Raw genomic sequence first — 25,881 nt, 5'->3', positions numbered from 1 at the left:
TTTTCATATCATTATTAGAAAAACATCAGTTGAAAGACTGGTGTTTTTTGTTTAAGGTAATTCATTTTTAAGGTGTTTAACTTTCTACATTTCCGTCAACATCCCCAAAATGAGTAAATTTTAACACACAAATAAAAACTTGATTTACAGATCATTAAACACATATTAAATCTATTTAACATTTTAAGAAGCAACCATATTCCTATGCCAGCATCTATTATAGAAATAACAATAAATAATTTTATTATGAAAAAATTTAAATTACAATCGGTTCTATTCGTATTATTCGCAGCAACAGTTTTAATTTCTTGCAACAAAGATGACGATTCTCCAAGTCCTCCAGCACTTATCACAAAAAATGCTTTTGTAACAGCGATAAGTGGTCCAACAACAGGAAAAGTAGATGAAACCATCACTTTGAATGTTGTCTTTACTGTAGATAATAGCTGCGGTGACTTCAATAAATTTATTGATGTCACAATAGACAAAGAAAAAGGTTTACAAGTACAAGCCAAATATCCATCTGCCGCCTGCAACAAAAAGGTGCCCGAACCAAAAACTACAACTTACAAATTCAAATCGACTGCTAAAGGAAGTTATGCTATAAGATTTAAAAAATCTGAGACTGAATTTAAAACTCACACTATCGTAATCAATTAGTTAGTTTAACAAATAAAAAAGAATAGCTTTTTTACACTGTTTAAAACTTTTGCACTGCAATCTAGGAAACCGTTTTATTCTGAATTTATTCCGAAAAAGTATTTAAAATTGGGATGTCATCCCGATAATTATCGAGAACTTTTTCATATTTATAGGAAGAAAATTTCTTAATGCGGTTTCAATTAAAATAATAAGTTACTATTCAGCCTACACCAAATTAACGTAGGATTTAAAGAAAAACAGACACGTCCCGAAAGCTTTCGGGATACACAAATTTGCACAAATTGCATTGTGAAATTATTTTTTTTGTGAAATTAGATTCAATTTTGATCCTGAATTCGTGTTAATTCGTGAAATTCGTGTAAAACTTTTGTTAGGCTGAATAGTTACAATAATAATTAGGAATGAAATATTTATAAAACGGTTTATCCCTACTCTTTAGAAAAATAACTATTTTTGCAGTCTAAATTTTTCACCATGTCAAAGAAGAAATACAAAATAGCAGTCATTCAATTGAATCTTAATGATGTTGCCGAAAACAACCTTAAAAAATGTTTGAGTTGGGTTCGCGATGCCGCCAATCAAGGAGCCGAAGTCATTTCGCTACCTGAATTATACAGCAGTCATTATTTTTGTCAAAGTGAGGATGTCGATAATTTTGCTTTGGCAGAACCATTATACAGTACTTCATTTATTGCTTTTAGTGCTTTGGCCAAAGAGTTGGGTGTCGTAATTATTGTTCCTTTCTTCGAAAAAAGAATGGCTGGAATTTACCACAACAGTGCGTACATCATTGACACTGACGGTTCAGAAGCTGGATTGTATCGTAAAATGCACATTCCGGATGATCCTCATTTCTATGAAAAATTCTATTTCACACCTGGGGATTTAGGTTTCAAAGCCTTCCCAACCAAAAAAGGAAAAATAGGAACTTTAATTTGTTGGGATCAATGGTATCCGGAAGCGGCTCGATTAACAGCCTTGCAAGGTGCCGATGTGTTGTTTTACCCAACCGCAATTGGATGGCATCCGCTTGAAAAAGACGAATACGGCGAAAACCAACATGGTGCTTGGATGAACGTAATGAAAGGTCACGCTGTAGCAAATGGCGTATATGTGGCTGCAGCTAACCGAATTGGTTTAGAGCAATATATTGAAGGAACTGCTGGAATTCAGTTTTGGGGATCTTCGTTTATTGCAGGACCACAAGGCGAAATTTTGGCACAAGCCTCACACGATAAAGAAGAGATTTTGATTGCCGAAGTGGACTTGGATTTACAAGAAAACGTACGTCAGAACTGGCCCTTTTTTAGAGACAGAAGAATCGATGCTTTCGGAGATATTACCAAACGAGCAATCGACTAATTTTTACTTAGTATCAACTAAAAAAATAAAAAATCTATCAATAGTAAACCCTTACTTTTGGTAGATTTTTTTTATTCAAAATAGAATCTTAGAAACCGCGATAAACAATAAGCCAGCAAGAGTAGCAGCTTTTTAAAAGTTCACAAATACTAGTGCAGCAGAATTACTTCCGCCATAAGCACCTATTTAACAACTCCAGTTCAACCAGTAATGATAAGACCAATCTTCATCAGAGGATTCTAGATTTTCATTTACCGTTGGTTTGATTCTTTTTTTACTATTGTTCTCGTTTTCGGTTCTTCCGAAAAAAAATAGTGTTTTAACCACTTCTATACTTTTCTTAATCATCGTTTTATAGTTTTTTTTTCTGCAAAATTAATTGCAAACAGACGAAACAATATTAGCTAAACATTAACGAATTCTTATTATAAAACTCAGCTTTAAAAAAAATTGAAACACAAAAAAATGTAAGTGACCAAACTATTTTAAAAATTAAATCGATTGACTACATTTGTGCCTATTACTATTTGAAAATAAATTATGACTGCACTATCAAGAAGATTCCCCGCAGAATGGGAAAAGCAACAAGGTATTTTATTGTGTTTTCCGCATAATGGCAAAGATTGGCCAGGAAAATATGAAGCCATACAGTGGGCTTTTGTAGAATTTATCAAAAAAGTAGCGACTTATGAAGTTGTTTTTTTGGTAGTTGCCGATGAAAATCAAAAAACAAAAGTGATTGAAATGCTAGAAACAGCTCACGTAAAAATGAGTAATATTTCTTTTATTATTCATAAAACCAACCGCAGTTGGATGCGTGATTCTGGACCAATCATCGTAAAAAATGGTACGGCTAGAGAAGCGTTGAATTTTAACTTTAACGGTTGGGCCAAATATAAAAACATCAATTTAGACAAACACATTCCTGCCAAAGTGGGTGAATCTCTAAATATCCCTGTCACTCAAGTGATGTACAAAGGAAAACCCGTAATTGTAGAAGGTGGTGCTATTGATGTAAACGGAAAAGGAACGCTATTAACTTCCGAAGAGTGTTTGATGCATCCTGACATTCAGGTTCGGAATCCCAATTTTACGAAAGAAGATTACGAAGCTGTTTTCAAAGAATATTTAGGTGTAACGAATGTGATTTGGTTGGGCGACGGTATTGAAGGCGATGATACCCACGGACATATCGACGATTTATGCCGATTTGTCAATGAGGATACAATTGTAACCATAGTCGAATTAGATCCAAATGACAGCAATTACAAACCGTTGCAAGACAATCTAAAACGACTGCAAAATGCCAAACTCGAAAACGGAAAATCACCAATTATCGTGGCGTTACCGATGCCAAAACGCATTGATTTTGATGGATTGCGTTTACCCGCGAGTTACGCTAATTTCTTGATTTTAAACAATTGCGTTCTAGTTCCAACGTTTAATGATGCTAACGATAGAAAGGCGCTAAATATTTTAGCTGAATGTTTCCCTGACAGAGAAATTATAGGAATAAGTGCTATTGATTTAATTTGGGGTTTTGGAACTTTGCATTGTTTGAGTCAGCAAATTCCAGAGTAAACCTTATTTTTTTTAGCTAAGTAAATATTTCAAAATAAACCATACAATTTGCCTCGCTCTTTTGCCCTTTTTCTTCGTTAAAAAATCTTTGAATAGCTAGGCTATTGAAAGTTTTTTTGCCTTGAAAAAGACCAAAATAACTTCCTCAAATTTTGCATGGTTTATTTCAAAACCTTTACTAAAAAGTATTCATGAATTACAAAAGTGCAAATGAGAACACAATTACGAATACACCTAGAAGAAATAACGGAGCTAACAGATGATGAATTTACTTATATTTTTTCTCATTTTTCAATCAAAAAATTAAAGAAACATCAATTCTTAATTCAGGAAGATGATGAAGTATCACATACCTATTGGGTAAAAAAAGGATTACTAAAAGCTTACATTACTGATAAAAAAGGAAAAGACTACATTCTCAATTTTGCGATGGAAAATTGGTGGATAAGTGATTTTCAAGCCTATTTTACACAAACAAAAGCCACCCTAAATGTAAGCTGTTTGGAAGAGACTGAACTGCTTTGCCTATCGTTTGAAAACAGGGAAAAACTTTGTGCAGAGATGCACAAGATGGAACATTTTTTTAGAAAAAAAGCCAATAGTGGTTTTGTTTCCTTGCAAAAACGCATGCTTTCTTTCTTAACTCAAAATACTAAAGAACGTTATGATATACTCCTTAAGCAATATCCTCAACTTTTTCAGAGGGTGCCAAAAACCATAATTGCGGCCTATCTTGGGGTCTCAAGAGAAACTTTAAGCAGATTGAGTTCTTAACAACCCGTGATTTACCTCACACAAAAGATGTGATATAGGTCTAATCCTAATTAAGACAAACACAACCAACTTTGTATTATTATAAATTTTAAAATAATACAATGAAAAAAGTAATCATCACATTATTATTTGGCCTTTTTACTGTCCAAATATATTCACAGGAAAAAAAGGAATTGTCTCTATTTGCAGAAAGCAAAAACCAATGGACAGGAATCGCTATTTCAAAGAAAGATAGAGTGTTTGTAAACTTTCCAAGATGGTCAAGTGAAACACCAATATCTGTTGCCGAAATTATAGATGGCAAAATAATCCCATATCCAAATAAAGCATGGAACGACTGGGACACTACTGTTTTACAAAAGCATCAGTTTATTTGTGTACAAAGTGTTTACATTGATGATTTGAATACTCTTTGGATATTGGACACTGGCTATGAATTAAAAACTGATGCTACAAAAGCGGCTCATCTTTATGCTTTTGACCTCGCTGATGATAGTTTAAAATCAGAATATGTTTTTCCCGAATCCATAATTACCAATAAAAGCTATCTAAATGATTTACAGATAGACAACCGGAATCAGATAGCCTATTTCACAGATTCACAGGTAGGAGGAATTGTGATACTAGATTTACATACCCATGAAATAAGACGTATTTTATCTAAACATCCCTCTACATTGACCGAAGTATCAAAAATAGTAATAGAAGGTTTTGAGCGTACACACCCTGTTCATTCTGACGGAATTGCATTAGACCCAGACAAAAAATATTTATACTATTGCTCCTTGATGGGTAAGAACATCTATCGAGTACCTACAGGGGCATTATTAGATAAAAAATTAAATGATTCGCAATTAGGTGAAAAAGTAGAGAAGTTTGCTGAAACAGGAGCAAATGATGGAATTATATTCGATAAAAAAGGGAATCTGTACTTGAGTAGTTTAGAAAAGAATGCTATTAGCCAGTTGGATAAAAATGGTATTCTTCGAGAAGTTATTAGCGACAAGCAAATAAAATGGCCAGATTCGTTTGCCTTCGACAGCGCCGGAAACTTACTGTTTACCATTTCTAAAATACATCTCCCGAAAGAAAACAGAGGGCTCTATGCCGTTTTTAGGCTAACCATAAATAACTTACATTAAGTTATAATTATAAACCAAAAAAGACTTGTAGCGATTACCGCTACAAGTCTTTTTTTTACACCTAAAACTAGATTAGTCTCTTGTAAAAGGTAATTTTTGATCTGCACTAATAATCATATCAAATCCAGTTTTTGCTTCGTTAAATTGAAATGTAACTCCGGCCTCTTTAGATTCAAATTTATCAGTACCAATTAGAGTAAGACCAAATTTTGGGTAATCAGTAATTTCTGCAAAAAGCACACTATTTTTTTCAGTAATCACGATTTTTAGCGGTGCAGCTTTTGTAGAATACTTACCAACATAACCGTCTAAAATTACCTCTTTCTCGATTACACCTTTATCAGAAGTCCAAGTATTGTTACTTTCATTAGAATCCGGAAAAACGTGATCTGGATCGAGAACTATGCTCGCTATTTCTTCTGTAGTATTTACTTTAAAAGACCAATCTACATTTCTTTGCCAAACTTCAACAGGTAATTTAATACGGGTTACTTTTCCGCTTTTAGTTTTTACATCCAAAACGACAGGCATCGCCATTTTTTCGTAATTTTCAATCGTGACTACAGCTCCTCTAATTGGATCATTTTTTACATATTTCACAGAATTTACACCTTGATCCAAACGCCAGTTGTTTACAAACCAACCTCTCCAGAACCAGCTCAAATCTTCTCCTGCCACATTCTCCATTGTTCTAAAAAAGTCATCTGGAGCAGGGTGTTTAAAAGCCCAACGCTCTACATACGTTTTAAAAGCCAAATCAAAACGCTCTGGTCCTAAAACTTGCTCTCTCAAAATAACTAATCCTGAACTTGGCTTGAAATAGCACAAAAGACCAATATTCTTTTCTTTCATATTATCTGGAGAACTCATAATAGTTTCTGTCTTGGGATTGGTAAAATAATCCGCATTTTCATGTAAGTCGGTTGGCTTACTTTTATACTCTCCATTATTGAAATCAACTGAACTTAGTGAATTAATAAAGGTGTTAAACCCTTCATCCATCCAACCAAATAAACGCTCATTAGAACCTACAATCATTGGAAACCATCCATGACCAAACTCATGATCCGTAACACCCCATAAATCTTCTCCTTTGGATTCCCATCCACAAAAAACGATTCCAGGATATTCCATTCCTCCTTCATTTCCGGCTACGTTCGTAGCAACGGGATAAGGATATTCAAACCATCTTTTAGAATAATTTTCGATTGATGTTTTAGTATATTCTGTAGCGCGTGCCCAAGCTTCATTACCGGCACTTTCTACAGGATAGGCAGATAATGCCAATGATTTTTTGCCACTTGGCAAATTTATCCTAGCTCCATCTAATATAAATGCAGGAGAAGATGCCCATGAAAGGTCTCTTGCGTTTTTTATTTTAAAATGCCATGTTTTTTCAGAAGTAGTTCCTGCTTTTGATGCATTGGCTACCACTTCCTCGGCAGTACGAATCATTACCGTTTTTTCGCTTTGAATGGCTTTTGCCAAACGACTTTGCTCATTTGCAGAGTAAACCGATTTTGGATTTAACAACTCTCCAGAACATACTACAATATGATTGGATGGAACGGTAATATTGACATCAAAATCCCCATATTCCAAGTAAAACTCAGATGCTCCTAAATACGGATTGGTATTCCAACCTCTCAAATCATCATATACACACATACGCGGATACCATTGTGCAATGGTGAAAATTTTACCATTTTTGGTATCTAAAACTCCTGTTCTATCCGAACCTTCTTTTGGTGAAATGAAGGAGAAATCGATTTTAATTTTCACAACTCCACCTTTCGCTTTTAGATCATCAGGGAGAAAAACTTGCATTCTGGTATCAGTAATAACAAATTTCGCCTCTGTTTCAACAGATTTTCCTTTATTGGTAGAAACAATTTTTACCGATTTAATTTTATGACCTCCGTCAAAAACCTCTCCTTGGGCACCGTTGCGACTTCCTTTTAATGGCACAACTGCATTTCCTCGAGAATCGGCCTTGAATAAATTTTGATCCAAATGCATCCAAACAAAAGACATTTTATCCGTACTATTATTGGTATAGGTTACAATTCCTGTTCCTATTATTTCATTGCTTTTTTCATTCAGCTTGGCTGTCAACTTATAATCAGCTCTATTTTGCCAATATTCATGACCAGGCGCACCACTGGCAGATCGTGTATCTGTACCATTATTTACATAAAATAAAGGACCAAAAGCATCGTGATAATCATACTTTGAAACTGGAGCAGGAGTTGCAACAGTCGTTGTCTCTTGCGCCCATGAAGTAGTAATTCCTAGAAGTAAAGCCAATTGCAAAATGGCTCCGAAACGGATATTTTTCATATTTTTCTTTTTTTTCAATGACAAATTAATGGAAAAAAAATGAAATTTTCAGTTAAAATTGAGAATCTGATTGAAATTTCTTAAATATAATTAGTGCAGTTTCTGTAACCTAAATAAAAAATATAAAATATCTTTACGGTATGCTAACCATTAAAAAACGAATATTATTTTGATTACAACTATTTCAAACTCAATTCTAACGGCAAATATAAATCATACTGGAGCCGAATTGTGTTCCTTAAAAGACAATTCTAATACAGAATACATTTGGAGCGGAAATCCTGAATTCTGGGGAAAGCACTCCCCCATTTTATTTCCAATTGTGGGTACTCTCAAAAACAATTCCTATCACTACAATGACCAAAAATATAACTTATCCCGTCATGGATTTGCTCGTGAAATGAATTTTGAACTGATTGACAAACAAGAGAACAGTGCTACTTTTTCGTTAACTTCATCTGATGAAACTAAAGAAAATTATCCGTTTGATTTTGAGTTGCATTTAATTTACGCTTTAGAAAATGCATCCCTAAAAATTGAATACAAAGTCATCAACAAAGGAGCATCAAAAATGCCATTTTCAATTGGGGCGCATCCTGCATTTGACTTACCAGGGGATTTTGAGAATTACAGTCTTGAATTTGAGAATGAAGAACCATTAACATTTCATCTTTTGGAGGATGGTCTAATTTCGAATGTTACTGAGCAAGTACAATTAGACAAAAAAAAATTGCATTTAAATCATAAATTATTCGAAAATGATGCTTTGGTTTTCAAAAAACTGACATCAAAAGCGATAACCATTTTAAATAAATCGAAGCCAATTTTAAAAGTAAACTACAAAGATTTTCCGGATTTAGGAATTTGGACACCTCCTAATGCTCCTTTTATATGTATCGAACCTTGGTTTGGATATTCAGACACCGTTGATACTTTTGGAAATCTTTTTGAAAAAGAAGGCATACAAGTTCTGGATTCATACGAAACCTTTAAATCACAATTCGGCATTGAAATTTTATAACTAACGAAAATTATTTCTCTATATTTGGATAAAACTAATATACAGAAGTTCGTAAATCAATCAAACTATGCGCAACTTACCACTTCTGTTATTCTTTATCTTTTTATTCTTGGATTGTTCTGGCCATAAAATAGTATCCGATTATGTATTTAATTCTATAGATGAAAAAGCATTATATATTAAATCATACGATGAAACATTAAAATTATGGAAGGTTCCGTTTGAAGAAATGGATGTAACAACAAATTATGGTATTGCACACATTATCATTAGCGGTCCAAAAACAGGCGAACCTTTGGTTTTATTTCATGGTACAGATGCCAGTTCCACCATGTGGTTTCCTAATGTAAAAGAATTTAGTGCAGCATACCGAGTTTACGCGATTGACTTCCCCTTGGAAGCAGGAAAGTCGTTATCAAACTGTATAAAATTAACCAATAAACAGACTGCGGGATTTTACAATGCCATTTTTAAGCACTTTCGGATGGAAAACATTAATTTATTAGGAGTATCAAGAGGCGGTTGGATGGCAACTTATTTAGCCTTACAGCCTGGCAATGCAATTAAAAAAATAGTTTTATTGAGTCCTGCACAAACTTTTGGAAGAGTCTCAAACTTAGGAAAAGTCCTGTCTGCTATAAATCTTAAAATGTTTCCAAGTCCAAAAAGCACTAATAAATTTTTCGAAGCTTTTTCATACTATCCAGATAAAATTAACGGTGTTTTTAAAAATCAACTTTATCTTGCCTACAAATATGGGAATAGTAAACCCCGATTATTAGGTATGATGCCGTTTTCTCAAAAAGAATTAAAGTCACTAAAAATTCCTGTACTGGTTTTGATTGGTGACCATGATATTGTGAATAATGAAAAAATATTCGTGAAAGCGCACCAATTTATCCCGAATGTTGAAACTGCTGTTATCAAAGACGCGGGGCATTTTATATCTATTGATCAATCTGAAATTACAAATAAAAAAATTATCGAATTTTTAAACAAAAACGAATAATGTTAGAAATAAACTTTACCCCCTTTCCTAATCTTGAAACCGAGAGATTGACTCTAAAACAAGTAACTACAGATGATGCTGATGACATTTTCGAGTTGCGTTCGAATACAGAAGTCATGAAATACATTCCGAGGCCATTGCTTCAAAACAAAGAAGAAGCGTTGGAACTTATTGCCATGCTAAACAACAAAATAGAAAACAACATTGGAATTAACTGGGGAATACGATTAAAAAATGACTCGAAAATCATTGGTATTATTGGACATTACCGAATAAAACCAGAGCATTACAGAGCCGAAGTGGGTTATATGCTATTACCCGAATATAATGGAAAAGGAATTGTATCCGAAGCCTTAAAAAAAGTAGTCGAATATGGTTTTAAAGAGATGAAACTGCATTCTATAGAAGCTGTTTTAGATCCTAAAAATGAGGGGTCGGAAAAGGTTTTACTGAAAAATGGTTTTACAAAAGAAGCTCATTTATTAGAAAACGAATACTACGAAGGGCGTTTTCTGGATACTTTAATTTATTCTATTTTGAATAAATGACACTTAATATTAACCTGTTGAATGTAATTACTATTTTAAATAAAAACTATTATGGATGAAAATGTACTTTGTTCTAAAACTCCAGAAATGACATTAAAGGAGTTGAAAACTTCGTTGTCAATCTATAATTTATCAAGAAAATCAACGTAAGCAAATCTAAAAGACTTGCCTTTTCCCTCCGAAGGTGATTTCATTTTCGAATTCTATAAAAATAATTTGAGTGTTCTTATTGACAAAAAGGGAAGAGTATACGATCAATGAGTTATTGTACTATTTTATAAATATTAATGGTATTAAGCCTCATTTCTACAATATATAATTCACTTTATCTCAAAAACCCCCGATCCAAAATTAAGGATAGGGGTTTTTTTATTGTTGTTAAGGGAGTAAAATAATTTAGAATTATCAAAATATCTTATTCCCTGATTTTTAATCTACTGTTAAAACACCATCTATATTAGAGATTGTTTTTGTTAATGCCAGATTTGTAATCACTAATGAACTGTATTGCCAAGAACCATCACGTTTTTGACAATAAGCAGAAAACACTATGCTTACGTCTTTGGTAGTTTTTGCATAACTTCCTCCAGGGATGTAACCATTTTGAGGTGCACTACCTGAATCATTTACTAAAATACCATCATAGTTGGTTACATTCGATTCTGACAAATCAGTAAGATTTAAACCGGATGCAATCCAGTTCTGATCTCTTTTTTGAGAATGAGCATACATGTTTACTCTAATTTTTTTTGATGTTGCAACATAACTTCCAGTAGGAACAAAATGGGTTAGCACCATTGTTTGAGAATTTATCATAATCTTTTTTTTTATATTTAGTCTACTCTTTATTAAGGATTTTCGACGACCTCCCATCAAAAGCGGAATCCGGCTTTCCCTTTCGACACTCAAATTTAGAACCAAATTTTCTAAAAAAAACAGGTGGAAATACGTGTTTTTCAGCGTAATGGATAAAAATGATGCTATTTTTTAAATGTTTGCTTAAAGTGGACAAAAATTATGCTTCTTATTTACTTTTGTAAAACCTTTTTTTTCAACAGAACTTTATATTAAAAAACTAAACGAAAATAGGCTCTGCTGAGGAGCAACCCATCAGGGATGATTTTTAAATCTGAAAAATGCCTTTCAAGAGCATTGTTAGTATTTGGTATTTTTAGTTCTGGGTAATGGTCATACCTAGTAAATAAAAAATGAACCACATCGATTTATAACTAAGAATTAAAGAGAATAAAGAAAATAGTTCTATTTCACACATAGTCAGCCTATGTGTAAAGTAAAGCATCTATTTAATCCTTTACGACACTATCAATTCTATATATCTATCTATGTCGTAAAAAAATCACAACCAATGAGGTATCTTTACAGAAATTAAACATTAACTCAAAATTCGCATTTATTATTTGAATGCACCTAGTAAAAAAAACCAAAAATGAATCTAGACAATCAAAAAGAATATTGGGACGAAGTAGCCGACATAAAAACATTTACTCATCCAATAGACATAGAATTACTGAATCCCTTTGTAAACAAACAAAGCATAATTGTTGACTTTGGGTGTGGGTATGGAAGAATTGTAAAAGAATTAAATGATTTAGGATTTGAGAATGTTTGCGGATTTGACACTTCTAAAGAATTAATCGCGAGAGGAATATCAGAAAACGATTTGGCTCTTTTTCATATTGAAAACCCAACAGAACTGACACTCGAAGACAACTCTGTTGATTGTATCATTCTTTTTGCCGTTTTAACTTGTATCCCGTCTAATGAAGGGCAAAAGAGTTTACTCAATTTACTGCTATCCAAACTTAAAAAAGGTGGAATATTGTATATAAGCGACTATTATCTACAAGAAAACTCAGTTGAAGTGGAGCGATATGAATACTTAAATGGAGACCAAAATAACTTTGGCGTTTTCAAACTTCCAGAAGGAGCCACTTTTCGTCATCATACAAAAGAGTGGATTAAAACCTTGACGAAAGACTTTGAAATTTTAATCGAAAACCCTCTAATTGTAAAGACAATGAATGGAAATATGGCAAATGGATTTCAAATAATAGCTAAAAAATAATTAGTGACTTATACAAGATCTTTACATCTTATGAAAACGAATGCCCTAGCCCTGATAGTCGAATTGCTCTCACAATTACCTTTTCTTGAGGCGTCCCGATAATTATCTGGATTTCTTCGCCTTAAGAAAAGATACAAGCGGATAGCAGGATTAAGCTCTTTCCCTCGACTAAGCTCGGGATAAAAATTATTGGATTACTTTTTTATTGTCTTTACATACAATTCTTCGACTTGTTTTCTGGCCCAATCGGTTTTTCGTAAAAAGGTAAGGCTTGATTTTACACTAGGATTTTCATTGAAACATTTTATTTTTATGAGCTCTCCCAAGGTGTCAAATCCGTAGTGTGCGACTAATGCTTCTACTATTTTTTGGAGAGTAATTCCGTGAAGCGGATCTTTTGATTGTTGCTTTTCCATGTTGCAAAAGTATTGATTAGAAAGAAACAACTATAGAAAAACCATCAAAAATTTCTTTTTGATGGTTTTTTATTTAAATAAAAATTTGATTATTGAACCGCTAACAAGGCATTAATGTTTCCATAACCAAATTCTGGGTTTTTGTTTGGATAAAAGCTTGCCGATTGGCGCATCTTTGCTAAAACTTGATCCCTTGTCCAACTTGGATTTTTAGCCCAAACCAAAGCTGCGATTCCAGCTGTGGTAGCTGTTGCAACTGATGATCCACCAACATAATCAGATTGATTGTCATAATAACTACCTACAGGAATCGTATTACCAGAACCAGCCCTTTGCATAACTACTGTAAAATCTATTTTTCCACCTGTATGACAAACATCACATTTTTGATAACTAGCGCCTTCTTTTACACCTGTTACCGCAATGGTTTCTGGCATCCAAGCGGGGAAAATAACTCCTACAAATGTCGTAAAATCGGTTGATGTTCCGCCTGCGCAGAAAATCAATTTACCTTTACTATAGGCGTATTTTATTCCATCTTCAATTTTACCAACCGAAAAAATATGTCCCATCGACATTGAAATGATTTTTACATCACTTCTATTTCCTAATGCGATAAAGGCATTTTTAACACCATTTTGCTCGTGATATCCATCTAAAACCACATTGCTTGCCGCACGATAAGTCACTAAATTGGCATTATAAGCCACGCCAACCGGCAATCCTTTATCATTTCTTGGTGAAGCGGCCACAGATGCCATACTAGTGCCGTGTCCGCATTGATCGTTAGGCCCATCTGTCCCACTTGTCCATGGCCAAATGGAATCAACATAAACACCATATTTTTGAATTGTTCTATCGGTCGAAACACCATCATTAAAGTTTGAACCTAATAATGTTTGGTTGGGTGAAACTCCAGTATCTACAATCCCAATTGTAATTCCTTTCCCGGTACTATAATTCCATGCACCAGGAATATTATGCAAATAAAATGCCCAAGGAACTTTTGCGTTGGGCGTAATTGTTGTATAATCTAATGTACTGAGTGATGAAGCTTCAAATCCACACCCTGAACCTGAACCTGAATCTGAACGGCGTTCTAAATTTTCATTTTCAAAATACCTGTAATCAGCTGGTTCTATATACCGGATATGCTTATTCTTTCTTAAAGCAATAATGGTTTCCAGTTTTGTAATTGTAACATCAATTAAATTTAAATATTCATCGGAAGAAATCGAGCCTTTCTTTAAATTCCCCCCCTCATGTTTCATAATAGTTTCTTGCAACTCATTTTGAATATTATCAATTCTAGCCGATTTAGATCTTTCGAAATCTTTTCTTGAATTACCAAATCCTATTGTTACAATATTCTGTCCACGAACCACAGCACTCCAAAGTAAATAATCAGAAGCTTTGCTCCAATCAAAACTCCCCTTGGTCCTTATTGCCTCATCTATTTTTTTATTAATTTCTTTTGAAGTCAGAGGCTCATTCTGAGACTCAATACTAACAGGACTATTTTCCTGAAGAGCATCATCTTTGGCACAAGAAACAAGAACCAAAAACATAATAACGGATAATCTTAGTGTGATTTTTGTCATTTTAATAGGTTTTTAATATTTAGACCCGAATATACTTAATAAATTAACATAAATAATTAATTATGATAAAATATTTCTTACTTATAATAAAATAAATATTCGTTTTGAATAATTTTTTCTTAAAAAATATAGTTTGTACATTTGCCTTCTTATGCTAAAAACAGTAAACATACTCAATAAAAGAGCCCGATTCGATTATGAAATAATCGAAACCTTTACCGCCGGTATTGTTTTGGCGGGAACTGAAATAAAATCTATCCGATTAGGAAAAGCTAATATTACCGAAAGTTTTTGTGAATTTAGCGGTAATGAACTTTTTGCCATTAATACCTATATCGAAGAATATACTTTCGGGAATCAATTCAATCACAAAGCCCGTAGCGAACGTAAATTACTTTTAAAGAAAAGAGAATTGAAGGGCTTACTTAGAAGCGTACAAGCCAAAGGACTTACCATTGTTCCCCTAAAATTATTTACCAATGAAAAGGGATTGGCTAAACTACAAATTGGACTTTGTAAAGGTAAAAAAACATACGACAAAAGAGAATCACTTAAGGAACAAGATACTAAAAGAGATTTGGATCGAATAAAAAAGGCTTTTTAAAGGAAATCATGTTAATTTTTTTATTGTATTTAGGTAGTTTTTCATCGAATTATAATTACTTTTACTACATTAAATCAAAAAACAGGAAATTATGAAAAACATTTTTATCGCATTAGTCTGTATTTGTCTTGCAAGTTGTGGAAGTAACACAACAATTGTTTCTAGTTGGAGAGATCCAAATTCAACTCTTGCAAAAGAAAACTTTAAAAAAGTAATAGTTGTAGCTCTGGCAAAAGATGAAAGCACCAGAAGATCCACAGAAAACAGAATCGTTTCTATTAATCCTGAGGTTTTAACTTCTTCTTTCAATTATTTAAACCAACAAAATTTAAATCTTACGCAAGATCAAAAATTAAGTATTCTACAAACTGAAGGTTTTGATGGTGCAATTACATTGCGTTTCATAAAAGCAGATAAAGAAACTCAATATGTTCCTGGAACCGCAAACTATTATGGCGGAATGGGATATCCAGGAATGGGATATGGTTACGCAGGTGGATACGGAATGGGTTACGGTGCAGGATTTGGTGGCTGGTATGGTGCTTATGCTCCTGCTTACTATACGCCTGGATACTACCAAGAAAACACTTATTACTATATCGAAACTAATATTTTTGACTTGAAAAACAATAAATTGGTTTGGAGTGCTACTACAAAATCTTTGGATGTATCAGACATCAGTACTACTGTTGACGAAATCATGCAAGCTTGCGTGAACCAAATGAAAGCTGACGGTTATATGTCTCCTAAAGCAAAATAATACAATCCCCTTCTAAAGGAATTGTTTCGATAAAAAAAGCAATACTAAAATAATTTAGTATTGCTTTTTTTGTTTGGGACAATCTCGAAAAGTAAAGTTCTTATACCGTTTGTTATTTCAAAATAGCCCAATAAAAATTGGTCTAAATGAAATATACAACGGCATTATACCAAAACCAATTGAACTATAGTAATAATGGTATTATCTCCCGAAAAATCTGCTAAAAAAGCCTTTGACTTCCTCTTCTTCTTCCATTTCTTCAACAGCTCCTGTTTGTTGCGCTTGCTGTAATTTCTGGTTCTTTTGATCTTCCACCATTAATTTGGTAATTAAATCAACGTAACTAAGTCCTTGCTCTTCTAAAAAGCCGATTAAATATTTCTCGCTGGCACCAACACCACTAGCTTCTTCAATCAACAAAAGTTTTTTGTATAAAGGCTCAATATGCTTCGTGATTACATCTTGTGGAACCGCTTTTCTTCTAGCTATATAATTAACTATATTCCCATCCTCATCTCTAGAATACTCAAAATTAGTAATTACCCAGTAATATCTTCCCGATTTAGCTAAATTCTTTACAATTCCATGAAATTGATTTCCTTTTTGAATATTTTCCCAAAGTACTTTAAATACCACCTTTGGCATGTCTGGATGTCTCACAATATTATGGGGTTGAGCCATTAACTCATAATCCTCATAACCACAAACATCTACAAAAACTTCATTTGCATATTCGATAGTGCCATACAAATCAGTTTTACTCATAATGGTCTGGGTTTTATCCCATACTACCTCTTTATCAATAGGAATTGGTCTTTTGGTCATTTCTTTCACTTCGTTCATACTTTTTTTTATTAAACATTTCATTCTATTACAAGTATTTTACTTACTAATACTTGATGAGGCAAATATAAAAAGTCCTCTTTTTTTAAAACATGATAATAATCAGTTTTCTAATATTATCGGAATTTAGCTGTTTATTTTTCAAATACAATTACAAGAATCGATTGTATTTCTTTATTTTTCAACCACATAGCAACCTTTATTCTAACACTTTTGAAATAAAAAAAACCATTCACAGAATGAATGGTTTTAAAAGATTGGACAAAAGAAAATCAATTCTTATCCTCTAATAAAGGAACGAAACGAAACTCACCAAACTCGTGTTTTTCAAACTGGGTTTCGTTTATACGTATTAATAATGTCATAATCTGAACATCTTCACCAAGCGGAATAACAAGTCTCCCTCCTATTTTGAGCTGCGCCATTAAGGGTTGCGGAATTATAGGCGCTCCGGCAGTAACAATTATACTATCAAATGGAGCGTAGCCCGGTAAACCTTTGTATCCATCGCCAAAAGAAAGATGCTTGGGACGAATTCCTAGTTTTGGCAATAGCGCAGATGTTTGTTTAAACAACTCTTTTTGCCTTTCAACACTAAAAACTTGCGCACCCATCAAACACAAAACAGCCGTTTGATAACCTGAACCTGTACCTATTTCCAGCACTTTATGTCCTTTTTTTATTTCTAATAACTGCGATTGAAAAGCAACAGTATATGGTTGAGAAATTGTCTGTCCTGCCGCAATAGGAAATGCTTTGTCTTGATAAGCATAATCCGCAAAACTGGAGTTCAAAAATAAATGACGCGGAATTATTTTTATGGCTTCTAAAACATTCTTATCAGTAATTCCTTTTTGGTGTAAGACACTTACTAATTGATTACGAAGTCCTTGATGCTTGGCGGTATCTTTCAAAGTTTTGGGTTTTATAAAAGGCAAAAATAGAAAACAAATTCAAATTCCAATTTAAAAAAAACTCCAAATTTCGATGTATTCAATTTATATTTGAAGCTTAGAATTTAGTCCCGATAGTTATCGGGATAAAAATTGGAATTTCTTATTTTATTACTATTTTTGTAGAAACATCATTATTATGCTGAAAATTGGAGTATTGGGTGCAGGGCATCTCGGTAAAATACATTTGCGTTTATTACAACAATCCGAAAAGTATGAATTAGTTGGTTTTTATGACCCCAATCAAGAAAACGCCGAAAAAATATCAAAAGAATTTGGTTATAAACATTTTAGCACCATCGCAACTCTGATTCATGCGGTTGACGTAATAGACATTGTTACTCCAACACTTTCTCATTATAAATGTGCCAAAGTTGCCATTAAATCTGGCAAACACGTTTTTATAGAAAAACCCATTTCGAATACCGTTGAAGAAGCCGAAGAAATCATTGCATTGGCCAACGAATATAATGTAAAAGGTCAAGTAGGACATGTCGAAAGATTTAATCCTGCCTTTATCGCTACCAAAAACATGATTGTAAATCCCATGTTTATCGAAACACATCGATTGGCCGAGTTTAATCCGCGTGGTACCGATGTGCCTGTAGTTTTAGACTTAATGATCCATGATATCGATGCTATTTTGAGCGTAGTTAATTCTAAAGTAAAAAACATCAATGCAAGTGGTGTTTCTGTAATAAGTGACACCCCAGATATTGCCAATGCTAGAATTGAATTCGAAAATGGTTGTGTGGCCAACTTAACCGCAAGCCGAATTTCGATGAAAAACATGCGTAAGTCACGATTTTTTCAAAAAGATGCCTATATTTCTGTTGACTTTCTAGAAAAAAAATGTGAAGTCGTTAAAATGAAAGATGCTCCTGAAATACCTGGAGATTTTGACATGATTTTACAAAATGCCGAAGGGGTAAAAAAACAAATTTACTTCTCTAATCCAGATGTTGAACAAAATAATGCCATCCTAGACGAATTAGAATCGTTTGCTGATGCCATTACAAATGATACAACTCCTGTGGTTACACTAGAACAAGCAACAGATGCTTTAAGAGTGGCGTATCAAATTATAGATTGTTTTAAAAAATAAATAACTCAATAAATCAAATTAAAGTTTAAGGTTTAAAGTCATTGGTCTTTAAATTTTAAACTTTTTTAACTTAAAAAATAACAAAATGAAAATTATTGCTGTAATTGGAGCTGGAACTATGGGTAACGGAATTGCTCATACTTTTGCACAAAGTGGATTTACTGTTAAATTAATCGATGTTTCCGAAAAGTCTTTGGACAAAGGAATGGCAACCATAGCGGCCAATTTGGATCGAATGGTTTCTAAAGGAACCATAACCGAAGAAGACAAAGCCAAAACCATCACCAATATTATTACCTATACAGACATCAAAGACGGTGTTGTTGGTGTAGATTTGGTTGTAGAAGCCGCTACTGAAAATGTAGATTTAAAACTCAATATTTTCAAGCAATTAAACGAAGCGTGTTCACACAATACAATATTAGCAACAAACACTTCTTCGATTTCCATCACTCAAATTGGTGCCGTAGTGACACATCCAGAACGTGTAATAGGAATGCACTTTATGAATCCTGTGCCTATTATGAAATTGGTTGAAATCATTCGTGGTTACAATACCAGTGACGAAGTGACAAAAACCATCATGACTTTGTCTGAAAAACTAGGAAAAACACCTGTTGAAGTAAACGATTATCCAGGTTTTGTTGCCAATAGAATTTTGATGCCCATGATCAACGAAGCAATTGAAACGCTGTACAACAAAGTAGCTGGCGTTTATGAGATCGATACTGTAATGAAATTAGGAATGGGACACCCAATGGGACCTTTACAACTAGCTGATTTTATTGGTCTTGACGTCTGTCTTGCGATCTTAAACGTAATGTACGACGGTTTCAAAAACCCAAAATATGCTCCATGTCCTTTATTAGTAAACATGGTAAGAGCAGGAAAACTGGGAGTGAAATCTGGAGAGGGTTTTTATGATTATAGCGAAAGTAAAAAGGCTGATAAAATTTCAAAACAGTTTATTTAAAAAGCTGTAGTTTTCAGTCACAGTTTTAAATCTAGCGATGAATTGAAAACTGTGACTGAGACTAAAAACTATAAAATATGGCAAAAATAGTCCCTTTTAAAGCAGTTCGACCAACGCGTGATAAAGTATGTCTTGTTACGTGTCGTTCGTATGAAGAATACATAAATGCTGAGTTGGCGGCACAGTTGGATTTTAATCCACTATCTTTTTTGCATATTTTAAAGCCAGCCTATTCCAATCAGGAAACGGTTTCCTATGAAAAACGATACAAACAGGTATCTCAGAAATATCAGGAATTCAAAAATGATTTCGTTTTAGTCAAAGATAAAAAACCTGCTATTTATATCCATAAAATTGTAACCAAAACGCATTCTTTCACAGGAATAATAGTGGGTACAAGCATTGAAGATTACCGCAATGATGTCATCAAAAAACATGAAGATATTCTCGCTTTTAGAGTTCGATTGCTAAAAGAGTACATGAATTATTCGGAGTTCAACACAGAACCCGTTTTAATGACTTATCCCGATAACAAAACGATTGAGAATTGGATTTATAATTGCACCCAAAAACTAGCCGATTTTGAATTTTCGACCACAAAGAAAGAAATTCATTATTTATGGAAAATTGACGATCAATTAGAAATCAACTGGATACAAGGGATTTTTGAAAAAATAAAAAATTTATATATCGCTGATGGTCACCATAGATCCGAAGCTTCTAAATTATTATCGGAAGAAAATAAGGATCCAAAAAACACAGCAAAAGACTATCTGTTAAGCTATTTAATTTCTGAAAACAACATCAAAATATATGAATTCAATCGACTCATAAAAGATTTGAATGGATTGTCTAAAGATGATTTTATCCAGAAATTGAATGAGAATTTTATTGTCGAAATCAAAAATCAGCAACCGTTTCAACCAATTGAGAAACACCAATTCGGAATGTATCTTGACCATGATTTTTATAGTCTGATTTTGAGACCGGAGCATCGTGTTTTTGAAACCGCTTTAGAATCTTTGGATACCCAAATTCTTTATAAGAAAATACTATCGCCTCTTTTAAACATTCAAGATCTTAGAAATGACGAACGAATTGAATACATATCCGGGAAACAATCCATGCTAGAAGTAAAACGAAAAGTAGATGAAGGAGAATTTGAAATTGGATTCATCATGTTCCCCTCCAATATTCAGGAAATAAAAGACTTAGCCGATACTAACTTGGTTATGCCTCCAAAAAGCACTTATATCGAACCAAAATTCCGAAGTGGATTAGTGATTTATGAACTGGGGATTTAAAAATTAAAAGATTTAGAAAATGTCAATAGCTGCAAATTTACAGATTATAAGATCAACCCTCCCAGAACACGTGACCTTGGTGGCGGTTTCCAAAACCAAACCCGTTCCAGATTTGATGGAAGCCTATAATGCTGGTCAACGTATTTTTGGCGAAAACAAAATCCAGGAAATGGTCGATAAATGGGAACAGTTGCCCAAGGATATCGAATGGCACATGATTGGACATGTACAAACCAATAAGGTCAAATACATGGCTCCTTTCGTGAGCTTGATTCATGGCGTGGATAGTTTGAAATTATTAGAAGAAATCAATAAACAAGCCTTAAAAAACAATCGAGTTATTGATTGTTTACTCCAAATATACATAGCAGAAGAAGAATCGAAATTTGGTCTTGACGAAGAAGAACTAGCTTCACTCCTATCATCCGATTCTTTTTTAAAAATGAAAAACATCCGAATTGTAGGCCTAATGGGAATGGCTACTTTTACGGATAATCAAAACCAAATTAAGAAAGAATTCACACATTTGAAATCGATTTTTGATGAATTGCGAGGTACAGACGCGATTTATCGCGTCTCAACCAATACAATTCCTCAAACATTATCCATGGGAATGTCCGGCGATTACCAACTAGCCATTGCATGCGGTAGCACGATGGTTCGGATTGGAAGTAGTATCTTTGGAGGACGATAATTAGATTTTGATCTCAGATTTAAAACTGAATACTAAAAACTGTAAACTGAACACTGAATTTTGTACGCAATACTCGACATAGAAACCACAGGAGGACAATTTAACGAAGAAGGAATAACGGAGATTGCTATCTATAAATTTGATGGACACGAAATTGTAGATCAATTTATTAGTTTAATCAATCCCGAAATTCCCATTCAGCCATTTGTTGTCAAACTTACTGGCATAAATAATGAAATGCTTCGTGGCGCTCCAAAGTTTTTTGAAGTAGCCAAACGTATTATTGAGATGACCTCAGACTGCGTTCTTGTGGCTCATAATGCCTCTTTTGATTACAGAATCCTACGTACCGAATTTCGTCGTTTGGGTTATGATTTCAATATAAAAACCCTCTGCACGGTAGAATTATCGCAACGTTTATTACCCGAGCAACCCTCGCACAGCTTAGGGAAACTAGTACGTGCCTTAGGTATTCCTATGGCCGACAGACACAGAGCCAGCGGAGATGCTATGGCGACAGTGAAATTATTCAAAATGCTATTGGACAAAGATCTCGAAAAAACAATTGTAAAAGAGCTCATCAAGTTTGAAGTCATCAAAGGTATTCCTACCAAATTATTAGACATAATAGAGAGCCTACCCTCCAAAACAGGAATTTATTACATTCATCAGGAAGATGGTTCAATAATCTTTATTGGTCAAAGCAAAAACATCAAAAAAAGGGTCAATCAGCATTTTACAGGAATTACAAGAAGTGCCAAGAAAATCCAATCTGAGGTATTTACCGTAACCTATGAAGAAACGGGAAGCGAATTGATTGCTTTGTTAAAAGAATCCGAAGAAATAAAGAAAAATCGTCCCATTTACAACCGAATGGCACGCAAAAACACGTTTTCTTGGGCTATTTATGCCGAAAAAGACCAAAATGGCTACTTGAATTTAAAACTTCAAAAAGCAGATGGCCGTAAAAAAGAAATCACTGCATTTGTAAATCAACAGGAAGGAAAAGCAGCTCTTATTCGCATTACAACAAGCTATCAATTGTGTCCAAAACTAACTGGTCTTTCGGATTCAAAAAATGCTTGTTCCCAATTCGCAATCAATGAATGCGATGGCGCTTGTATCGAAAAAATAACTCCCGAAGAATACAATTCCAGAGTTCAAGTTTTTATTGACAAAAACCTTTTCGACAATAAAAGCATGATTATCGTTGACAAAGGCAGAAAAACAGGAGAACACAGCGCAATATTAATCGAAAAAGGAATATACAAAGGCTATGCATTTTATGATTTAAACTATCAAATTCATACCCCAGAAATACTAAAAAACATCTTAGTTCCTATGCCCAATAATAGAGACACAAGATCTTATATTCAAGGCTATTTAAAAAAGCATAGAGTCCTAAAAATCATTAATTTTTAATTCCAAAATAGTAAACCAAATAATTAGGAGCTAATCCAGCTGTACACTACAACTCCTCATTATTCTAGCCGTTTTTCTAAGGCATAAAAGGAGCTTCTTCCAGTCGCTCTTTTATACCAAGAAAAACAGACTAGAATAACTCCGGGGTTTTCGTTACCATCTGGGCTAAAAAAAGAATATGAAGTATTTAATTACCATAGTGGGACCTACAGCCATAGGAAAAACCGCCCTGAGCATTGACTTGGCCAATCACTATAATTGCGAAATCGTTTCCTGTGACAGCCGACAGTTTTTCAAGGAAATGACTATCGGTACTGCGGTGCCTACCCCAAAAGAATTGGCAGCAGCAACGCACCATTTTATTCAAAACAAATCCATTTTTGACAATTACACCGTAGGCGATTTCGAAAAAGAAGCCCTTTCAAAAATTGAAGAATTGTTCCTAAACAATGATTACGTTGTACTCGTTGGGGGATCTGGATTGTATGTTGATGCTATTTTAAAAGGCTTCGATGAATTTCCAACTATAGACCCCTCTATTCGAGAAAACGTAAATTCTCAATATGAAAAACTGGGAATCGAGTATTTGCAACAACAACTAGAGACATTAGACCCTGAATATTTCAAATCAATAACATCCGAAAACCCACAAACTTTGCAAAACCCACAACGGATGATGCGATTTGTAGAAGTTTGTATTGGTTCCGGAAAACGATATTCTTCTTTTTTAAACCAAAAGAAAAACAACCGTAACTTCACTCCAATAATTATTGGCTTAGAAGCAGATAGAAGTGTTATTTATGATCGAATAAACCAACGCGTAGAGATCATGCTCAACGAAGGACTTTTGGCGGAAGCCGAAAAACTATATCCAAACAAAGAACTAAACGCCTTGCAAACCGTTGGCTATAGAGAATTATTCAGCTATATGGACGGAGAATTTACATTGCCCTTTGCCATAGAGGAAATCAAAAAAAACACCAGAAGATTTTCCAAACGCCAACTCACTTGGTTCAAACGAAAAGAAAACACCAAATGGTTTGATTATTTAACCAATCGTACAGAAATCATAAAGTATATTGAAAAACAAATTCCAAAATCTAAAATTTAAATTCCAATCTATATTCTCTTCTCTATGTTCTCTTTTCTAAAATCCAAAAATCATAATTCTTAAATCTTAAATCATCCACTCCATGCCGATAGATCCAAATTTCACCTCCGTTTTAAGTAAAGATTGGGAAATTAACTTTACACAATGTACGCCAAATGGCTATCTAAAATATACTGATTTGTGCAATTTACTACAATTAACCGCTGCAGCACACTCCGAAGTGGGAGGTATTAGTTTTACTGATATGCAGGAATTCAATCAAGCTTGGGTTTTGAGCAGAATGCGCGTAGAAATTACTGAACTACCCAAATGGAGAGACGTTGTTACCGTAAAAACGTGGATTAATTCCTTAGAAAATTCGCGTTCCGTAAGGGCACTGGAAATGTATGTGAATGAAAAAAAAATAGTAGGCTCTGAAACGTTTTGGGCGGTTTTTAATACCAAAATACGCAGACCGGAACCCTTGGCACTACCCTACCAACATTTTGAATTATATCCTGAAGACAAAGCAACAGCATCTGGTTTTTCAAAAATAAACCTAACCCACGAAAAAGAAATGGTATTTGAGAGAACCGTCTTTTTATCTGATTTAGACATTGTAAACCATACCAATAACGTAAAATACCTCGAATGGTGTTTGGATTTGGTTGATGAGAATAAAATTTTATCCCAAGAGATCAAAAGCTTCGAGATGAATTTCTTAAAAGAGTTATCGCTTAAGGATAAGGTAACCATTCATGAATACATAAACGACACCAATACTATTTTCAGCATCACCAAAGAAGACAAAACATGTTTTGCTTTACAACTCAATTGGGAATAAAAAAAAGCTTCGAAATCAATCGAAGCTTTTTTTATGGGCTATTTGTTTTTTACAACTAATCTAAAACCTTCACCATGAATATTAAGAATTTCAACATTCTCATCTAGTTTTAAGTATTTTCTAAGTTTGGCGATGTAAACGTCCATACTTCTAGAAGTAAAATAATTATCATCTCTCCAAATTTTCGTCAAAGCTAATTCTCTTGGCATTAAGTCATTTTCATGAAGTATTAACATTTTAAGTAACTCATTCTCTTTTGGAGATAACTTAACAGGCTCGCCTTCGTCAAATGTCAAGAAACGAAGTTTTGAATTCAAGTGAAACTTACCAATGTTAAATTCAAATTGAACCGCTTCAGTTTTTACATCAGAAGATTTTCTCTGAATGATAGCATTAATTTTCATTAATAACACCTCAGAATCAAAAGGTTTATTTAAATAATCATCAGCACCAGCCTTGTACCCTTTTAACACATCTTCCTTCATTGTTTTTGCAGTAAGGAAAATTATAGGTACTTCATTGTTTTTTTCTCTAATCTCTTTAGCTAAGGTATACCCATCTTTATATGGCATCATAACATCAAGAATACATAAATCGTAAGTATCTTTCTTGAATTTTTCAAAACCTTCCATACCATTTTTAGCTAATACAACTTCAAAATCATTTAGCATTAAATAATCTTTTAGTACGGCACCGAAATTAAGGTCATCTTCAACTAGCAGTATTTTTTTATTCGCGTTTTCCAT

The 25,881-nt window shown here is 33.8% G+C and carries 26 protein-coding genes; 18 read left to right on the top strand and 8 right to left on the bottom strand.

Translation table 11 applies throughout. From position 1 onward, the window contains the following. Positions 1–246: 246 nt before the first annotated feature. Together FNW52_RS08785 and FNW52_RS08780 are read left to right on the top strand one after the other, a co-directional pair. The gene (locus FNW52_RS08785; RefSeq protein ID WP_143377087.1) at positions 247–660 is read left to right on the top strand and encodes a hypothetical protein; all 414 of its coding nucleotides are present in this window, start codon (positions 247–249) and stop codon (positions 658–660) included. 477 nt (positions 661–1,137) lie between these two features. Then, positions 1,138–2,025, top strand: coding sequence for a carbon-nitrogen hydrolase (locus tag FNW52_RS08780; protein WP_143377086.1), 888 nt, complete (start codon positions 1,138–1,140; stop codon positions 2,023–2,025). Positions 2,026–2,211: 186 nt separating this feature from the next. Here FNW52_RS08780 and FNW52_RS20705 read toward each other — a convergent pair whose 3' ends face one another. Beyond that, on the bottom strand, positions 2,212–2,373 hold the full coding sequence (locus FNW52_RS20705) for a hypothetical protein (protein WP_185965939.1): 162 nt from the start codon (positions 2,371–2,373) through the stop codon (positions 2,212–2,214). Between the two features lie 192 nt (positions 2,374–2,565). Here FNW52_RS20705 and FNW52_RS08775 point away from each other — a divergent pair, with 192 nt between their 5' ends. From FNW52_RS08775 to FNW52_RS08765, 3 genes are all read left to right on the top strand, one after another. Then, entirely contained in the window at positions 2,566–3,606 is a 1,041-nt protein-coding gene (locus tag FNW52_RS08775) for an agmatine/peptidylarginine deiminase (protein ID WP_143377085.1), read from the top strand. 210 nt (positions 3,607–3,816) lie between these two features. Next, on the top strand, positions 3,817–4,380 hold the full coding sequence (locus tag FNW52_RS08770; RefSeq protein WP_143377084.1) for a Crp/Fnr family transcriptional regulator: 564 nt from the start codon (positions 3,817–3,819) through the stop codon (positions 4,378–4,380). Positions 4,381–4,481: 101 nt separating this feature from the next. After that, entirely contained in the window at positions 4,482–5,522 is a 1,041-nt protein-coding gene (locus FNW52_RS08765) for an SMP-30/gluconolactonase/LRE family protein (RefSeq protein ID WP_143377083.1), read from the top strand. A gap of 72 nt (positions 5,523–5,594) precedes the next feature. Here FNW52_RS08765 and FNW52_RS08760 read toward each other — a convergent pair whose 3' ends face one another. Further along, positions 5,595–7,862 (bottom strand): M1 family metallopeptidase, encoded by a 2,268-nt coding sequence (locus FNW52_RS08760; RefSeq protein ID WP_143377082.1) that lies wholly within the window; start codon positions 7,860–7,862, stop codon positions 5,595–5,597. 169 nt (positions 7,863–8,031) lie between these two features. Here FNW52_RS08760 and FNW52_RS08755 point away from each other — a divergent pair, with 169 nt between their 5' ends. The 3 genes from FNW52_RS08755 (at position 8,032) to FNW52_RS08745 (ending at position 10,440) form a co-directional block, all read left to right on the top strand. Continuing rightward, positions 8,032–8,883 carry an aldose 1-epimerase family protein gene (locus FNW52_RS08755; RefSeq protein WP_143377081.1) on the top strand — a complete coding sequence of 284 codons (852 nt, stop codon included), beginning with the start codon at positions 8,032–8,034 and terminating at the stop codon, positions 8,881–8,883. A 67-nt stretch (positions 8,884–8,950) separates the two neighbouring features. After that, positions 8,951–9,892 (top strand): alpha/beta fold hydrolase, encoded by a 942-nt coding sequence (locus tag FNW52_RS08750; RefSeq protein ID WP_143377080.1) that lies wholly within the window; start codon positions 8,951–8,953, stop codon positions 9,890–9,892. Further along, positions 9,892–10,440, top strand: coding sequence for a GNAT family N-acetyltransferase (locus FNW52_RS08745; protein ID WP_143377079.1), 549 nt, complete (start codon positions 9,892–9,894; stop codon positions 10,438–10,440). The genes FNW52_RS08750 and FNW52_RS08745 overlap by 1 nt, the downstream gene beginning before the upstream one ends. Before the next feature lie 429 nt (positions 10,441–10,869). Here the strand turns inward: FNW52_RS08745 and FNW52_RS08740 are convergent, their stop codons facing one another. Next, positions 10,870–11,256, bottom strand: a complete 387-nt coding sequence (locus FNW52_RS08740; protein ID WP_143377078.1) for a cyanovirin — start codon at positions 11,254–11,256, stop codon at positions 10,870–10,872. Positions 11,257–11,887: 631 nt separating this feature from the next. Here FNW52_RS08740 and FNW52_RS08735 point away from each other — a divergent pair. After that, on the top strand, positions 11,888–12,526 hold the full coding sequence (locus tag FNW52_RS08735) for a bifunctional 2-polyprenyl-6-hydroxyphenol methylase/3-demethylubiquinol 3-O-methyltransferase UbiG (protein WP_143377077.1): 639 nt from the start codon (positions 11,888–11,890) through the stop codon (positions 12,524–12,526). A 194-nt stretch (positions 12,527–12,720) separates the two neighbouring features. Here the strand turns inward: FNW52_RS08735 and FNW52_RS08730 are convergent, their stop codons facing one another. After that, positions 12,721–12,942: a VF530 family DNA-binding protein gene (locus FNW52_RS08730; RefSeq protein WP_143377076.1), complete on the bottom strand. Its 222-nt coding sequence runs from the start codon at positions 12,940–12,942 to the stop codon at positions 12,721–12,723. An 89-nt stretch (positions 12,943–13,031) separates the two neighbouring features. Beyond that, positions 13,032–14,543 carry a S8 family serine peptidase gene (locus FNW52_RS08725; protein WP_143377075.1) on the bottom strand — a complete coding sequence of 504 codons (1,512 nt, stop codon included), beginning with the start codon at positions 14,541–14,543 and terminating at the stop codon, positions 13,032–13,034. A gap of 151 nt (positions 14,544–14,694) precedes the next feature. On the opposite strand from FNW52_RS08725, the gene smpB reads away from it, so the two are divergent. Next, complete coding sequence (gene smpB / locus FNW52_RS08720) at positions 14,695–15,147, top strand: SsrA-binding protein SmpB (protein WP_143377074.1); 453 nt, start codon at positions 14,695–14,697, stop codon at positions 15,145–15,147. Between the two features lie 91 nt (positions 15,148–15,238). Then, positions 15,239–15,907 carry a hypothetical protein gene (locus tag FNW52_RS08715; RefSeq protein ID WP_255515529.1) on the top strand — a complete coding sequence of 223 codons (669 nt, stop codon included), beginning with the start codon at positions 15,239–15,241 and terminating at the stop codon, positions 15,905–15,907. 201 nt (positions 15,908–16,108) lie between these two features. On the opposite strand, the gene FNW52_RS08710 is transcribed toward FNW52_RS08715, so the two are convergent. Beyond that, positions 16,109–16,750, bottom strand: a complete 642-nt coding sequence (locus FNW52_RS08710) for a PAS domain-containing protein (RefSeq protein WP_143377072.1) — start codon at positions 16,748–16,750, stop codon at positions 16,109–16,111. Between the two features lie 272 nt (positions 16,751–17,022). Next, on the bottom strand, positions 17,023–17,664 hold the full coding sequence (locus FNW52_RS08705) for a protein-L-isoaspartate(D-aspartate) O-methyltransferase (protein WP_116761310.1): 642 nt from the start codon (positions 17,662–17,664) through the stop codon (positions 17,023–17,025). A gap of 178 nt (positions 17,665–17,842) precedes the next feature. Here FNW52_RS08705 and FNW52_RS08700 point away from each other — a divergent pair, with 178 nt between their 5' ends. From FNW52_RS08700 to FNW52_RS08670, 7 genes are all read left to right on the top strand, one after another. After that, a complete protein-coding gene (locus tag FNW52_RS08700) occupies positions 17,843–18,808 on the top strand; it encodes a Gfo/Idh/MocA family protein (RefSeq protein WP_143377071.1) in 966 nt (321 codons plus the stop codon). Positions 18,809–18,893: 85 nt separating this feature from the next. Continuing rightward, positions 18,894–19,781 carry a 3-hydroxyacyl-CoA dehydrogenase family protein gene (locus FNW52_RS08695; protein WP_143377070.1) on the top strand — a complete coding sequence of 296 codons (888 nt, stop codon included), beginning with the start codon at positions 18,894–18,896 and terminating at the stop codon, positions 19,779–19,781. A gap of 77 nt (positions 19,782–19,858) precedes the next feature. After that, the gene (locus tag FNW52_RS08690) at positions 19,859–21,085 is read left to right on the top strand and encodes a DUF1015 domain-containing protein (RefSeq protein WP_143377069.1); all 1,227 of its coding nucleotides are present in this window, start codon (positions 19,859–19,861) and stop codon (positions 21,083–21,085) included. Positions 21,086–21,104: 19 nt separating this feature from the next. Then, positions 21,105–21,779, top strand: coding sequence for a YggS family pyridoxal phosphate-dependent enzyme (locus FNW52_RS08685; RefSeq protein WP_143377068.1), 675 nt, complete (start codon positions 21,105–21,107; stop codon positions 21,777–21,779). A 60-nt stretch (positions 21,780–21,839) separates the two neighbouring features. Further along, positions 21,840–23,201 carry an exonuclease domain-containing protein gene (locus FNW52_RS08680; RefSeq protein WP_143377067.1) on the top strand — a complete coding sequence of 454 codons (1,362 nt, stop codon included), beginning with the start codon at positions 21,840–21,842 and terminating at the stop codon, positions 23,199–23,201. Between the two features lie 178 nt (positions 23,202–23,379). Beyond that, complete coding sequence (gene miaA / locus FNW52_RS08675) at positions 23,380–24,312, top strand: tRNA (adenosine(37)-N6)-dimethylallyltransferase MiaA (protein WP_143377066.1); 933 nt, start codon at positions 23,380–23,382, stop codon at positions 24,310–24,312. An 82-nt stretch (positions 24,313–24,394) separates the two neighbouring features. Next, positions 24,395–25,135, top strand: coding sequence for an acyl-[acyl-carrier-protein] thioesterase (locus FNW52_RS08670; protein ID WP_143377065.1), 741 nt, complete (start codon positions 24,395–24,397; stop codon positions 25,133–25,135). Positions 25,136–25,173: 38 nt separating this feature from the next. Here the strand turns inward: FNW52_RS08670 and FNW52_RS08665 are convergent, their stop codons facing one another. After that, entirely contained in the window at positions 25,174–25,881 is a 708-nt protein-coding gene (locus FNW52_RS08665; protein WP_143377064.1) for a response regulator transcription factor, read from the bottom strand.

It is taken from the genome of Flavobacterium sp. ZT3R18 (genome assembly GCF_007097385.1).
Taxonomy (GTDB): domain Bacteria; phylum Bacteroidota; class Bacteroidia; order Flavobacteriales; family Flavobacteriaceae; genus Flavobacterium.
The sequence above is the reverse complement of the archived record's forward strand: the minus strand, read 5'-3'. Positions and strand labels throughout refer to the sequence as shown.

Coding starts and splice junctions, on each gene's coding strand:
- FNW52_RS08785 (WP_143377087.1), top strand. CDS start 247: ATGAAAAAATTTAAATTACAATCGGTTCTATTCGTATTATTCGCAGCA.
- FNW52_RS08780 (WP_143377086.1), top strand. CDS start 1,138: ATGTCAAAGAAGAAATACAAAATAGCAGTCATTCAATTGAATCTTAAT.
- FNW52_RS20705 (WP_185965939.1), bottom strand. CDS start 2,373: ATGATTAAGAAAAGTATAGAAGTGGTTAAAACACTATTTTTTTTCGGA.
- FNW52_RS08775 (WP_143377085.1), top strand. CDS start 2,566: ATGACTGCACTATCAAGAAGATTCCCCGCAGAATGGGAAAAGCAACAA.
- FNW52_RS08770 (WP_143377084.1), top strand. CDS start 3,817: ATGAGAACACAATTACGAATACACCTAGAAGAAATAACGGAGCTAACA.
- FNW52_RS08765 (WP_143377083.1), top strand. CDS start 4,482: ATGAAAAAAGTAATCATCACATTATTATTTGGCCTTTTTACTGTCCAA.
- FNW52_RS08760 (WP_143377082.1), bottom strand. CDS start 7,862: ATGAAAAATATCCGTTTCGGAGCCATTTTGCAATTGGCTTTACTTCTA.
- FNW52_RS08750 (WP_143377080.1), top strand. CDS start 8,951: ATGCGCAACTTACCACTTCTGTTATTCTTTATCTTTTTATTCTTGGAT.
- FNW52_RS08745 (WP_143377079.1), top strand. CDS start 9,892: ATGTTAGAAATAAACTTTACCCCCTTTCCTAATCTTGAAACCGAGAGA.
- FNW52_RS08740 (WP_143377078.1), bottom strand. CDS start 11,256: ATGATAAATTCTCAAACAATGGTGCTAACCCATTTTGTTCCTACTGGA.
- FNW52_RS08735 (WP_143377077.1), top strand. CDS start 11,888: ATGAATCTAGACAATCAAAAAGAATATTGGGACGAAGTAGCCGACATA.
- FNW52_RS08730 (WP_143377076.1), bottom strand. CDS start 12,942: ATGGAAAAGCAACAATCAAAAGATCCGCTTCACGGAATTACTCTCCAA.
- FNW52_RS08725 (WP_143377075.1), bottom strand. CDS start 14,543: ATGACAAAAATCACACTAAGATTATCCGTTATTATGTTTTTGGTTCTT.
- smpB (WP_143377074.1), top strand. CDS start 14,695: ATGCTAAAAACAGTAAACATACTCAATAAAAGAGCCCGATTCGATTAT.
- FNW52_RS08715 (WP_255515529.1), top strand. CDS start 15,239: ATGAAAAACATTTTTATCGCATTAGTCTGTATTTGTCTTGCAAGTTGT.
- FNW52_RS08710 (WP_143377072.1), bottom strand. CDS start 16,750: ATGAACGAAGTGAAAGAAATGACCAAAAGACCAATTCCTATTGATAAA.
- FNW52_RS08700 (WP_143377071.1), top strand. CDS start 17,843: ATGCTGAAAATTGGAGTATTGGGTGCAGGGCATCTCGGTAAAATACAT.
- FNW52_RS08695 (WP_143377070.1), top strand. CDS start 18,894: ATGAAAATTATTGCTGTAATTGGAGCTGGAACTATGGGTAACGGAATT.
- FNW52_RS08690 (WP_143377069.1), top strand. CDS start 19,859: ATGGCAAAAATAGTCCCTTTTAAAGCAGTTCGACCAACGCGTGATAAA.
- FNW52_RS08685 (WP_143377068.1), top strand. CDS start 21,105: ATGTCAATAGCTGCAAATTTACAGATTATAAGATCAACCCTCCCAGAA.
- miaA (WP_143377066.1), top strand. CDS start 23,380: ATGAAGTATTTAATTACCATAGTGGGACCTACAGCCATAGGAAAAACC.
- FNW52_RS08670 (WP_143377065.1), top strand. CDS start 24,395: ATGCCGATAGATCCAAATTTCACCTCCGTTTTAAGTAAAGATTGGGAA.
- FNW52_RS08665 (WP_143377064.1), bottom strand. CDS start 25,881: ATGGAAAACGCGAATAAAAAAATACTGCTAGTTGAAGATGACCTTAAT.